This is a genomic window from Bradyrhizobium sp. CCBAU 11430 (genome assembly GCF_028128855.1).
Taxonomy (GTDB): domain Bacteria; phylum Pseudomonadota; class Alphaproteobacteria; order Rhizobiales; family Xanthobacteraceae; genus Bradyrhizobium; species Bradyrhizobium ottawaense.
Genome location: NZ_LBJV01000025.1, coordinates 1 through 11,566, shown reverse-complemented (window position 1 = coordinate 11,566; position 11,566 = coordinate 1). Strand labels below are relative to the sequence as shown.

At 65.1% G+C, this 11,566-nt stretch carries 11 protein-coding genes and 2 tRNA genes; 7 read left to right on the top strand and 6 right to left on the bottom strand.

Features of this window, described 5'->3' with window-relative positions:
* Positions 1-44 precede the first annotated feature (44 nt).
* Together XI04_RS08275 and XI04_RS08270 are read right to left on the bottom strand one after the other, a co-directional pair.
* Complete coding sequence (locus tag XI04_RS08275) at positions 45-1,931, bottom strand: CHASE2 domain-containing protein (protein WP_271608940.1); 1,887 nt, start codon at positions 1,929-1,931, stop codon at positions 45-47.
* 62 nt (positions 1,932-1,993) lie between these two features.
* The gene (locus tag XI04_RS08270) at positions 1,994-2,512 is read right to left on the bottom strand and encodes a FecR domain-containing protein (protein WP_271611507.1); all 519 of its coding nucleotides are present in this window, start codon (positions 2,510-2,512) and stop codon (positions 1,994-1,996) included.
* A 662-nt stretch (positions 2,513-3,174) separates the two neighbouring features.
* Here XI04_RS08270 and XI04_RS08265 point away from each other — a divergent pair.
* Entirely contained in the window at positions 3,175-4,266 is a 1,092-nt protein-coding gene (locus XI04_RS08265; protein ID WP_212428681.1) for a DUF2778 domain-containing protein, read from the top strand.
* A gap of 36 nt (positions 4,267-4,302) precedes the next feature.
* Here the strand turns inward: XI04_RS08265 and XI04_RS08260 are convergent, their stop codons facing one another.
* The 3 genes from XI04_RS08260 to XI04_RS08250 all read right to left on the bottom strand — a co-directional run bounded on the left by XI04_RS08260 (position 4,303) and on the right by XI04_RS08250 (position 6,998).
* Positions 4,303-5,652, bottom strand: coding sequence for a caspase family protein (locus tag XI04_RS08260; RefSeq protein ID WP_271608938.1), 1,350 nt, complete (start codon positions 5,650-5,652; stop codon positions 4,303-4,305).
* Between the two features lie 111 nt (positions 5,653-5,763).
* Positions 5,764-6,393, bottom strand: a complete 630-nt coding sequence (locus tag XI04_RS08255; protein WP_271608937.1) for a glutathione binding-like protein — start codon at positions 6,391-6,393, stop codon at positions 5,764-5,766.
* Positions 6,394-6,404: 11 nt separating this feature from the next.
* Positions 6,405-6,998: a cysteine hydrolase family protein gene (locus XI04_RS08250; protein ID WP_038948004.1), complete on the bottom strand. Its 594-nt coding sequence runs from the start codon at positions 6,996-6,998 to the stop codon at positions 6,405-6,407.
* A 130-nt stretch (positions 6,999-7,128) separates the two neighbouring features.
* Here XI04_RS08250 and XI04_RS08245 point away from each other — a divergent pair, with 130 nt between their 5' ends.
* The 6 genes from XI04_RS08245 (at position 7,129) to XI04_RS08220 (ending at position 11,059) form a co-directional block, all read left to right on the top strand.
* A complete protein-coding gene (locus tag XI04_RS08245) occupies positions 7,129-7,968 on the top strand; it encodes a LysR family transcriptional regulator (protein ID WP_271608946.1) in 840 nt (279 codons plus the stop codon).
* Positions 7,969-8,155: 187 nt separating this feature from the next.
* Positions 8,156-8,227: transfer RNA gene (locus tag XI04_RS08240), tRNA-Leu, on the top strand.
* Positions 8,228-8,233: 6 nt separating this feature from the next.
* Positions 8,234-8,297, top strand: a tRNA-Lys gene (locus XI04_RS08235).
* Positions 8,298-8,633: 336 nt separating this feature from the next.
* The gene (locus XI04_RS08230; RefSeq protein ID WP_038948003.1) at positions 8,634-9,797 is read left to right on the top strand and encodes a slipin family protein; all 1,164 of its coding nucleotides are present in this window, start codon (positions 8,634-8,636) and stop codon (positions 9,795-9,797) included.
* A 160-nt stretch (positions 9,798-9,957) separates the two neighbouring features.
* Complete coding sequence (lepB, locus tag XI04_RS08225) at positions 9,958-10,707, top strand: signal peptidase I (protein ID WP_028142933.1); 750 nt, start codon at positions 9,958-9,960, stop codon at positions 10,705-10,707.
* 64 nt (positions 10,708-10,771) lie between these two features.
* Positions 10,772-11,059 (top strand): GIY-YIG nuclease family protein, encoded by a 288-nt coding sequence (locus tag XI04_RS08220; RefSeq protein WP_028142934.1) that lies wholly within the window; start codon positions 10,772-10,774, stop codon positions 11,057-11,059.
* A gap of 133 nt (positions 11,060-11,192) precedes the next feature.
* Here the strand turns inward: XI04_RS08220 and XI04_RS08215 are convergent.
* A partial coding sequence (locus XI04_RS08215; protein WP_271623557.1) for a TCP-1/cpn60 chaperonin family protein occupies positions 11,193-11,566 on the bottom strand: 374 nt, incomplete at its 5' end.

Genomic DNA, 11,566 nt, shown 5'->3' with positions numbered 1-11,566 from the left:
TTCGCGGGGACGACAGCCGAGTGCTGGGTCGATAGCAACGACTATCAGTCGATCATCTCAGCCTTTGTCGCACCCTGGCCCGGCCCACTGTGATCCCGCCAGAACCACACGGTCACGACGCCGGAGCGGCCACGGACCTGGGCCAGCAGTGGGCCGGACAGGACGCCGTCGGGAGCCCCGTGGAAGTCGGCCGTATCCAGCAGCGTATTGCTCAGGGCGAGTCGTGCATCGTTCTGGACGGCGACTTCCATCAGCCGGCTCGCGACGTTGACCGTGTCGCCTGTCGCCGTGATGTGCTGGTGACTTTCGCCGAGGCGGGAGGCGACGATCTCGCCGAAATGCGCGCCGATCTTGAAGCCGAGCTGACCGCCGATCGCTGACGGCAGCGAGGCGATCCAGTGTTCGACACCGCGATGCAGGTCGATCGCGCATTTGAGCGCGCGCGCGGCGTCATCGGGCATCGCGGCCGGCAGACCGAACAGGATCATGGCGCCGTCGCCGAGAAAGCCGGTGATCATGCCGCCGCAATCGACCGCGGCCTTGTCGATCCGCGCGTGAAACGCCTGCAGGATCTCCTGAAGCGCGTCCGGATCGATCTGTTCGCTCAAGGAAGTGAAGCCGGAGAGATCGATGAAGACGATCGCGGCGTCTTGCCGGACCGGTTTGGACAGGAAATTCGGATCGCGCGCCAGCCATTCCTGCACGGCCGGTGCCTGGAATTGTGCGAGAGACCTGCTCTTGGCGGCGAGATATTGCGTGCGGCGGCCTCCGGCCCACAGCTGCACACCGGCAAAGATCGCAACCGGCGGCACCGCGGCGGCGAGCGTGGTTGCCGCATTCAGCCAGACGCCATGCGTGAACGCGAAGGCATTGAGGCCGGCCCAGGCGATCATCACCGCGGCCGCCGCCATGATGCCGAGCGCGCTACGCCGCCAGGCCAGCAAGCCGACCAGCAGCATCGGCAGCAGGATCGCAGCGAGCGCGTCGGCGATATGGACCCTATGGTCGCGCACGATGCCGTCGCCGGAAACGAGGTGGGTGATCGCGGTCGAGACCACCTCGACGCCGGGCATCAGGGAATCGAACGGCGTCGGGTAGAAGTCGCCGCCGCCGGCGACCGAGGCGCCGATCACGACGATCCGGTTCTCGATCGCGGCGCGATTGAGCGTGCCGTCGAAAATGCTCTGCGCGCTCACGGTGCGGATGGTGCGGCGGGGACCGTAATAGGTGATCGGCAGCGCGAAATCGGTATCGATCGGCACGGCGCGATCGCCGAGCATGAGATGATCCGGCGCGATCGTCAGCGGCTTGTCGAGCGCGCGCGTCGCGACGCGCAACGGGAACGACAGCTCGACCTTGTCGCGGGTCCGGAACAGCATCGGCACCGAGAGCGGCGATCCCGATTGTCCGGTCGCGACATTGACGATGCCGACCTCGGCGTGGTCGGCGAACGCTGGCAGCGGCAGCAGGAAACGTTCGGCTTGCGGCAGCACGGCGAGGGGACCTGCACTGCCGGGCGCCACGTTTTCGCTGGCGGAAGGAAAGATCGCCGCGGCGGCGAGCACCATGGGGCCCGTGGCGAGCGTGTTTGCGAGCGTGGCGTCGCCGATCGCAGCGCTGCGGTCGACGAGCAGGAGATCGATCGCGACGACCTTCGGCTTGAACTGCACGATGGTGTCGACGACGCGGGCGAGATCGGCGCGCGGCAGCGGATAGCTGCCGCCGCGCTTCACCACGGTGTCGTCGATCGCGACGATGGTGACGAGATCGGGCGGACGCTGCACCCCGCGGACCTGTGTTCGCCAATCGGTCAGCGTTGCTTCGAGGCGGTCGAGAAAGCGCAGATGGCCGCCTGCGTGCGCGGCAAAGATGCCCGCGCCCCACAGCGCGGTGAGGGCGAGTGCCACCAGGATCTGAACGCGTCTCGTCATTACGTCGTACTGCAATCTTCTTTTTCTTCGGGGCCTGTGGGCCGAGGTCTATTGACCAAGTCTTAGTGACCAAGTCTTGCCATGAGAGCGTCGATGCGCGGCTGGCCCCACTGCTTCACCGTCAAAGGTCCGGTCGCTTCCACGTCGACGCCTTGGCCGGGGCCCAGCACGACGCCGCGCCCACGAGTCCTGCGGCTGACGTCGACACGGCCGTCGGCGACGAAGACGGAGGTCTTGGCCTCAGCGACGTCGACGGCCCATCTGGTGCCGCGCACCGCGGCAATCGCCTGCGGCGTCAGCACCTTGAAGGGATTGCCGCCCGGCTTCCTGGGCACTTCGACCAGCAGGGCTTTGCTGCTCAACTCGACGGAGTCAATATGTCCGTCGCGGTTGGCGTCCTTTAGTTCAAATCTGGCGCCGTTTTCTGCAACGATGGTGATGCCGTTGTCGCAGCGCCAGGTCTGCGTACCCGCGGCCGAGGCCGACGATGTGCAAGCTGCATTGGCAGGCTGCGCGGCCGCGTATCCCATCAACAACGACGACGCCAGAGCAAGATATCCGGCGCACGCGAACCTTCTCATGCCAGCCTCCGTTTGCATGCCCGGCACAATTCAAGGCGATGTTGATACGGTGCCGTATCACACGCAGAGGCTGCTGAAAAGTGCCGCTTTACGAGCTATTTTCTTGCCGAGGCCTTTTCCAGAGCGGTGCGATCAACTTTCGGTCAGGGCGCGGTCGCCGTGTGAGCGGTCCGAGCGCGCTGTGTGATGTGCGTGATCTTGCCCGCCGTTCTCGTGTCACCCACGCGCCGGCGGGAAGGCCGGCGCACCAGCCTCGCGCAACGCTTCCCCGCTATCTTCCGGGTATCGAAGGCCACGAAAACGACTTGGTTGGGTGGCCCTAGAGAGGCGGCGGGAAACGATCGCTGAATGCGCCGCTCCTGCCGAGAATTATAGTTAACAGACGCGGCTAAGTCCGTAGTTCTGGGGGCTTTTTTCTCGAAATGGGACGACGCTAACGAGCTGTCGCACATCTGCCCGAACTTAATCCGCATTTAACTAAAAGTCGCCTTAATGACGCTCCGACCCTCTGCGAGATGCTGTTTCCGGATCGTGACCAGCGGCACTTCGAAGGGGGACTGAGTGACACCGTCCTGGACGCAAGGCGAATGAGTAAGAGTATCGCTGCGCAGAGTAACGCGGCACGGAAGTCCAAGAATTCTCTTCGGAAGTCTTCCCGGAAAATGACCACGACCAATTGGCTTGGCGCCGCGGCCATCGGCTGCGTCGTGATGGGTGCCGGCTGGACCATCTACAGCAACGTCTTCGGCGCGAGCGTCTATCCGACCGTCGGCGGCATTGGCTACGACGAGCCGGTGATCAAGCGTGCGCCCAAGGTCGCGCTGCGCGAGGCCGGCGACGCCATCAAGGAAGCTTTTGCGCTCCTGCCTGACCGGTTGCAGGTCGCCGCCCCGATCTCGCGTGAGATGTTCAACGAGCGCTTTGCTGCCGCTGCGACCCAAGGCGTGGCATCGAACGCGGCCAGCGCGGCTCCAGCGACCCAGGTTGCGGTGGCCAAGGACGCGCCGAAGCAGAGCGTGATCGCGAAGGTCGCGGAAGCACTGAAGCCGTCGGCCCCGGCCAAAATTGCTGAGAAGACCGCTGACAAGACCGGGGACAAGGCCAAGCGCGCTCCGGATGCCCAGATGCAGCTCGCCTCGGCCGATCCGGCCCAGATCGTGCCGGCACCGGAAGCGAAGAAGTCGTTCGCCGATCGCGCCAAGGCCGCGGTGATGTCGATCACCGGTCCGCGGCAGTCGATGGTCGAAAAACTCTGGGGCAAGCGCGAGCCGTCCGGCGGGCTGCTGGCCTACGCCTCGGCCGATGCCAGCGTGACCGCGTCCATCGCGCCGAAGGAGCAGAACCCGATGTTCGGCGGCGCGCCGCCCTATGAGCGTGACACCGCGGTCTACGACATCACTGCCAAGACGGTGTATCTGCCCGACGGCACCAAGCTCGAGGCGCATTCCGGCCTCGGCTCCAGTCTCGACGATCCGCGCTCGCAGCGCACCCGCATGCGCGGCGTGACGCCGCCGCACATCTACACGCTGAAGCCGCGCGAAGCGCTGTTCCACGGCGTGCCCGCGTTGCGCCTGACTCCGATCGGCGGCGAGAGCGCGATCTACGGCCGCGACGGCCTGCTTGCCCACACCTTCATGCTCGGGCCGAACGGCGATTCCAACGGCTGCGTGTCGTTCAAGGACTATTACGCGTTCCTCGACGCCTACCGCAACAAGGGCATCCGCAAGCTCGCGGTGCTGGCGCGGGTGGAGTGAGGCGCAGCGCGCCTCACTGCTCACTTCTCTGCATGATCAGCGCTTGACGAAGACCAGGTTGCAGGCGCGCGCCTCGTTGCGCTTGCCGGTGCCGCGGGTGCGATCGAACTGCGCGTCGACCGTAAAGGCGTAAGGCGAGCCGGGCGCAAGGTTGTTGAGCGTGTACGCGCTTGCCCCCGTTGTGCCGCGCGCGCTCAACGTCGTCTTGCCGTCGGCCTGGATTTGGCCGTCGATCTCCAGGCGGTTGACGCCGTCCTTGTTCTGAGCCTCGGCGTGAAACACGCCGTTGGTCACGGTGCCGGCGAGGGGCCTGGTGAAGCCCTGCGCCTTGCCGGAAGCCGGGCAGTTCAGCGTCACGTCCCAAGTGCCGTCGAAGTCCTTGCTGCCGCCGGCGCGGGTATTGGTCGCAGGCGCCAGCGCCACCTTCTGCTTCAGGCCCTCGATCCGCGCCTTGGCGAGACTGGCGAAGCTGCAACTGGAAAAACGCGTCAGATGGTCCTCGAAGGCGCTGACGGTGCCGATGGTGTCGGCAGCCTTCCAGTGCGCCTCCGCGGATGCGCACGGGTCGGCCCGCGGCGCGGCCTGCGGAGCTGCGGGTGCGATCGTGACCGACACCGGTCCGTTCAGGTAGAACTTGCCGATGATCGACAGCGACAGCTCCGGGAGCTGCGTTTTTCCGCTGGCATCATAGACGTCGCTGCTGATGTCGCGAAACACATCGCCGATCTCCTGCGGCTCTTCGATGTGCTTGAGGAACGCGGCCGTGTAGGGGCTGTTGCGGCCGACGCCGTCCGCCGCGGTCTGCCCCGATTGCGTCGAGAACGACACGATCGTGCCGCGCGGAGCTTCGACCTTCGACAGGCCGCGCCCGATCGAGGCGGCCCGCGTCGCCGAGCGCTTGAGAGTTTCCGCCAGCGGATTGTCGCGGCAGGAATCGAGCACCAGGATGCGCAGGTTCTTGGCTTGCTGCAGATCGTTCACGATGTCGTCGACGCGCACGAAGCGCTTCAGGTCGGCCTCATCGGTGAGCGTGGCGTCGACAGGCATCAGATAGTTCACGCCGTTGTACTGCATCGCATGGCCGCTGTAATAGAATATGGCGACGTCAGCTCTGCTCGCGGCGCGCGCGAAGCGGATGGTCAGATCCTGCATGTCGGCCTGGCGCAGGTCGATGCCCTGGATTACCTCGAAGCCGCTGCGCTTGAGTGAGGCTGCGACGTCCTCGGCATCGTGTGACGGGTTGGGCAGCTGCGCCGTCGATGCATAGGCGCCGTTGCCGATCACCAATGCCACGCGCGTGTCCGCAGATGCAGTATCGGGAGACAGCCAGCCGGCGAGGAGGCCCAGGCAAAATAAAGATGAGGACAATCTGGAAAGAGCACGCATGAATGCCTTCCAAGAAAATATCGAAAAATATCCCTCCAGATTAGCGTAAGCCGCGCCGACTTCAATGCCCTCGCCGGGAAAACGATCAGATTTCGCGACCGTGATGTCGGGTCACGCTGCCATCGCCTTGCGCAGGGCCATTTCGCTCGCGATCGCTTCCCGCACGGCCGGCCGCGCCTGCATGCGCCCGAGATAGGCTGACAGAGACGGCCATTGCGCGATGTCGACGCCTGCGGGACGGAGCAGCAGCAAGGCCCAGGTGAGGTGGGCATCCGCGACGGTGAAGCCGTCACCCACGAGGAATTCGCGCTCCGCCAGATGCGACGACGGCACCGACAATGTCTGCGTGATTCTGACGCGCGGCTTGGCGAGCGAGCCATCGTCCTTGTACCAGAAGGTCGGAAACAGAAACGCCTTGTGGATCTCGGCGCCGATGAAGCTCAGCCACTCCTGCAGGCGATAGCGATCGGGATCCCCGAACGCCGGCGCAAGGCCCGCCGTCGGCTTCACGTCTGCGATGTATTGCAGCACTGCCGCGCTCTCGGTCAGCCGTTCGCCGTTCTCCAGCACCAGGACGGGCACCGCGCCCTTCGGCGACACGCCGAGGAAATCGCTGCCGTCGTCCACGACCTGCTTGGTCCAGATATGGGCGAGGTGATACTGCGCCTCGATACCGGCCTCCATCAGCGCGATGCGACTCGAGAGCGAGCAGGCCATCGGAAAGAAATAGAGTTGCAGCATCGGATGCTCCGTCAAATCAGCGCATCGCTGCGCGCGATGATCGCGAAGCGGTCCGAGAGCTCGGCCAGCGCGACCTCGTGAATCGTCCGGGCGTCCAGTCTGCCGCCGCGGCCATCCGGCAGGTCACGGGTGGCGCAGGCATCGGCCGCGATCGTCGTCCGCAGGCCGAGGTCGAGCGCGGCGCGGGCGGTCGAGGAGATGCACATGTGGGTCATGAAGCCGGCCAGCACGATGTTCTTGCATCCGGTCGCGGCAAGCCGGGCTTGCAGATCGGTGCCGGCGAATGAGTTCGGCAGCGCTTTCTCGATCACGGGCTCGCCTGCTTGCGGCGTCAGGCGATCGACGATCGCGCCGCGCGCCGCCTCGCGATCGAACAGGCTGCCGGCGCGGCCCTTGTGCGCGACATGGATGATCGCAGCGCCGCTCTCCCGTGCCCGCGCCAGCAGGCGCGCCGCCGCGGCGATCGCCGGCTGTGCATCGGGAAGGGCCAACGGGCCTGCGCAATATTCGTTCTGGATGTCGATCAGCACGAGGCAGGCCTCGTTGAGCTTCGGGGGATTGAGATCGGCGCCGGCGAGTTCGAGCAGGGTCTTGGGAGCGGTCATGCTGGTCAGGCCTTCCAGGGAGATCGGATGGCGTCACCTTAGCGCAGCATGGGCCTGCCATTGTGCAGGACTATTGCAGCTAATGGCTGCAGATTTGCAGGACGCGGCATCGCCTGCTAGGCTCGCCGGGATGAACTGGGACGATCTGCGCATCATTGCCGCGGTGAGGGACGAGGGCACCTATGCCGGCGCCAGCGCGCGGCTGCGCATCGACGAGACCACCGTCGGCCGCCGGCTCGCACGCATCCAGCGCGATCTCGGCGTGCTGCTGTTCGATGCCGTGGACGGCCAGCGCCGTCCGACGCGCCATTGCGAGGCGGTGCTCGAGCATGTCGGCGCGATGGCCGCCCATGTCGCGGCGATCGACCGCATCAAGGAGAGCCAGCCCGGCCCGGTCGGCCGCCTGCGCATCGCCTCGACCAACGCGGTCGCCGAAGAGTTGTTGGCGCCGCACGCGAGCAGCTTCCTGGGCGATCATCCCGGCCTGACCCTGCAATTCCTGACGTCCAGCGGCAACGTCAAATTCTCACGCTGGCAAGCCGACCTCGCCATTCGCCTGCGCAAGCCGGAGAAGGGCGACTTCACCATCTCCAAGCTCGGCGATGTCAGGCTGTATTTCTTCGAGCCCGCCGACCGCGCCGGCGGCGAGCCGGTCGCCTGCATCTATCCCGATGAGCTCGACACCATTCCCGAACAGCAGTTCTTGCGCGCGAAGCGGGTGACGAACGTTCGCTGCATCACCGACAATGTCCGCATCATCAGGACCTTGATCCAGTCGCATCAGGCCGTCGGCGTGCTGCCCGAGCACAGCTGCGAAGGCCTGTTCGCCGACCGCAGCCTGCGCGCGACGCTTCTGCCGAGGCGGCGCGACGTCTGGCTCTTGGTGCAGAACCATCTCAAGCGCGATCCCGCGACACGCGTGACGATCGACTGGGTGAGGGCGTGTTTCCAGGAAACTTCGCGTCCTTGATGCACATGGCGCTGTGATCCTCGCGTCACACTGCGCAAGCTGTGTCGAAAAATCTTCGAGCTCCCCCTTGCAACCCGAACGTGCCTGGTCTATTAGCCCGCTCCTTCGCTAGGCCATGTGTCCGGGCTCTCTGAGATCCCGGCTGGCGCGAGCCGGTCTCCGGTTTCGTGTTCCGCCGAATGAAGACGCAGGATGTAGCTCATGGAGAGCGCCGGAGTAAAATCCGGAGGCATCGGTTCGATTCCGATTTCTTGTACCAACCAAAGGATAGCTCAGTGGTAGAGCAGATGACGTTTAATCATCGTGACGCGGGTTCGAATCCCGCTCCAGCGCTGCGGGTCAGCCTGAAAAACTGACACCTCTGACGAGGACCGGACGCGCGCTTCAGTCGCAGTCCGGCCGTTTTGCCGCAAGGCTTTCCGTCCGAACCTAGACACTGTGAGACCGGCTTTGCGCCGCGGGTAGATACCGCTTGCGTTGATGCCGGGTGGCTCCGCTCGGCCGCGCGACATCCGTCGCGCGATCGCGCGCGTGCGCCCGTCGTCATGCGAGCTCAAGCCTCGGTCCGTCGATCTCTCAGGAAGCGTCGTCCGCGTCCTCAAATCCTTTACAAACGAAACCTGTTGTCCGGCATCCGGCCGGACGCAAAACGATGGAGGCGTGCCATGACTTCGAACAAGGGCTGGCATTTGCTGATGCTGAACGTGACGGTCAAGGATGGCGAGCGTGCGCTGCTCACGCGCAACGGGCAGCTCGTGCGCGTGCTCGCGCCCGGCAGGCATCGTCTGTTCGATCCCCTGCACGAGCTCAAGGCCGAGGTGCTCGATGTGGTCCGCAGCGAATTCTCTGCGGATCGCTACGCGGTGCTGAAGGCCGCACGGCCTGATCTCGCCGCCGAACTGTTCGAGGCGGTCGAGACCAAGGCGGACGAGATCGCCATCGTCAGCCTCGACGGCCGGCCCGTGCATCTGATGACGCCCTGGCAGGTGCGCGTCTACTGGAAGGTCGCAACGAGCGTCGATGTCGAGCGCATCGACGTGTCCAGCGATGTCAGGGTTGGTGCGCGGCATCTGGCCATGATCGAGCGTAACCGCTCGGCCGTGACGTCGGAGACGGTGGTCGAGAACCACGAGGCGGGCCTGCTCTATGTCGAGGGCCGGCTCGTCGAGCGGCTCGTGCCCGGTCGGCACGCCTTCTGGACCGTCGGCCGCAAGATCGAGGTGAAGCGCCTCGACCTGCGGCCCCAGGCGGTCGAGATCACCGCGCAGGAGATGCTGACCAAGGATCGCATCGCGCTGCGGGTGACGCTGACGGCGTTCCGTAAGGTGGTCGATCCCGAGCGGACGGTTGCGACCGTGCCCGACGTGGATGCGTGGCTGTACCGTTTGGTGCAGTTCGCGATCCGCGAGGCGGTTGCGGGCCGGACGCTGGACGAGGTGCTGTCTGCGAAGGCGGCGCTGGATGCGGAGCTGCGCGACTATGTGCGGGCACGCGTCGCGGAGTCCGGTGTCGAGGTCACCGAGCTCGGCGTCAAGGACGTGATCCTGCCCGGCGAGATCCGGGAGTTGGTGAACAAGGTGGTGGAGGCGGAGCGGGTCGCCAAGGCGAACCTGATCCGCCGGCAGGAGGAGACCGCGGCGACGCGTTCGCTTCTGAACACCGCCCGCCTGATGGAGGAGAACCCCCTGCTGCTGCGGCTCAAGGAGCTGGAGTCGCTGGAGCGGCTGGTCGAGAAGGTCGGCCGCATCGATCTCCACGCCGGCAACGGCGAGGGCCTCGATGCCCTTCTGACCCGGCTCGTGCGCCTGAAGGCGCCCGAGAGCGCATGAAACGAAGGGCCGCCCACGGGCGGCCCTTCACATATCCGTCGTCGTCGCTTGCAATGAACGCGGAACCGCGCCTGTGCGACCAAAATCACGGAGCCGGGATTGCGCGCGCGCGAAGGTTGCGTAATCTCGCGATGACCACGGGTTTGATCAGGGCAGGCGCATGACGATTCTTCAGGACTCCATCCGGCCGTCGCGAGCGCAATCGCGGGAATGGAAGGTGATCGTCATCCTGATCCTGTTGGTCCCGGTGCTGTGGTCCCCGCTGATCCTGTTTCGCTTCGTCCTCTATCAGCCGTTCAGCATCCCCTCCAATTCGATGGCGCCGACGCTGATGGTCGGTGACTACGTCTTCGCCGCCAAATATGCCTATGGCTACGGCCGGTATTCATTGCCGTTCGCGTCGTCCTGGATCTCGGGCCGCGTCTTTGCTGCCGACCCGGAATACGGCGACATCGTCGTGTTCCGGACGGCAAAGGACAGCTCGGTCGACTACGTCAAACGCGTGGTCGGGCTGCCCGGCGACCGCATCCAGATGCGGCAGGGCCAGCTCATCCTCAACGACCGGCCGGTGACGCGCGTCGCGCTCGAGGACGGGCTCGCCGACAACGCCTGCGGTGGGGATGGCGGCGTCAGGGTCAAGCGTTGGCGCGAGACGCTGCCGAGCGGCGCGTCCTATGTCACTAACGACTGCCTCGACAACGGTTTCCTGGACAACACCAACGTCTTCACGGTGCCCCCGGGCCATTTCTTCGTGCTCGGCGACAACCGCGACAATTCCACCGACAGCCGCATGATGTCGACGTTCGGTTTCGTGCCGATGGACAATCTCGTCGGCAAGGTGACGCGCATCTTCTGGTCGCTCGACGAAGACGGCGAGCCGCACATGGAGCGGCTGGGCAAGGTAGAGTGAGGGCCGTCGTCATTCCGGGGCGCGCGAAGCGCGAGCCCGGAATCCATAACCACAGGCGGATGGAATGGCCTATTACGTCTACATCCTCGCGAGTAAGAAGCATGGCACGCTCTACATCGGCGTGACCAACGACCTCGTGCGCCGTGTATACGAGCACAAGACGAAAGCCGTCCCCGGCTTCACGACGAAGTACGGCGTCGACAAGCTCGTCTTGTTCGAAATCTACGACGATCCTACGACGGCGATCGCCCGCGAGAAAGAACTCAAGAAGTGGCGGCGGGATTGGAAGACGCGCCTGATCGAAGAGCAAAACCCGAATTGGGATGATCTCTATCCGGGGATAGCCAACTGAGTTTAGTGGTTATGGATTCCGGGCTCGCGCCCAAGCGGGCGCGCCCCGGAATGACGAGCGGAGAGTGTTTGCCCCCCAAACAAAAACCCCGGCATCGCTGCCGGGGTTTCGTAGTTCTTGAGGTCGTTGGACCTTAGAAGTCCATGCCGCCCATGCCGCCGCCCGGGGGCATCGCCGGACCGGCGCCGCCCTTCTTGGGCAGCTCGGCGACCATGGCTTCCGTGGTGATCAGGAGCGCGGCCACCGAGGCAGCGTTCTGGATCGCGGTACGGACCACCTTGGTCGGGTCGATGATGCCCTTCTTGACGAGGTCGGCATATTCGCCGGTCTGGGAGTCGAAGCCGTAAGCGTAGGTCTTGCTCTCCAGGATCTTGCCGACGATCACCGAGCCGTCTTCACCGGCGTTGATCGCGATCTGGCGAGCCGGAGCCGACAGCGCCTTGCGCACGATCTCGACGCCGGTCTTCTGGTCGTCGTTCTTGGTGCGCAGGCCCTTGAGCTGCTCGG

Bases quoted from the DNA above. Each gene is read 5' to 3' on its own strand.
- XI04_RS08275 (WP_271608940.1), bottom strand. From the start codon at position 1,931: ATGACGAGACGCGTTCAGATCCTGGTGGCACTCGCCCTCACCGCGCTG.
- XI04_RS08270 (WP_271611507.1), bottom strand. From the start codon at position 2,512: ATGAGAAGGTTCGCGTGCGCCGGATATCTTGCTCTGGCGTCGTCGTTG.
- XI04_RS08265 (WP_212428681.1), top strand. From the start codon at position 3,175: ATGACCACGACCAATTGGCTTGGCGCCGCGGCCATCGGCTGCGTCGTG.
- XI04_RS08260 (WP_271608938.1), bottom strand. From the start codon at position 5,652: ATGCGTGCTCTTTCCAGATTGTCCTCATCTTTATTTTGCCTGGGCCTC.
- XI04_RS08255 (WP_271608937.1), bottom strand. From the start codon at position 6,393: ATGCTGCAACTCTATTTCTTTCCGATGGCCTGCTCGCTCTCGAGTCGC.
- XI04_RS08250 (WP_038948004.1), bottom strand. From the start codon at position 6,998: ATGACCGCTCCCAAGACCCTGCTCGAACTCGCCGGCGCCGATCTCAAT.
- XI04_RS08245 (WP_271608946.1), top strand. From the start codon at position 7,129: ATGAACTGGGACGATCTGCGCATCATTGCCGCGGTGAGGGACGAGGGC.
- XI04_RS08230 (WP_038948003.1), top strand. From the start codon at position 8,634: ATGACTTCGAACAAGGGCTGGCATTTGCTGATGCTGAACGTGACGGTC.
- lepB (WP_028142933.1), top strand. From the start codon at position 9,958: ATGACGATTCTTCAGGACTCCATCCGGCCGTCGCGAGCGCAATCGCGG.
- XI04_RS08220 (WP_028142934.1), top strand. From the start codon at position 10,772: ATGGCCTATTACGTCTACATCCTCGCGAGTAAGAAGCATGGCACGCTC.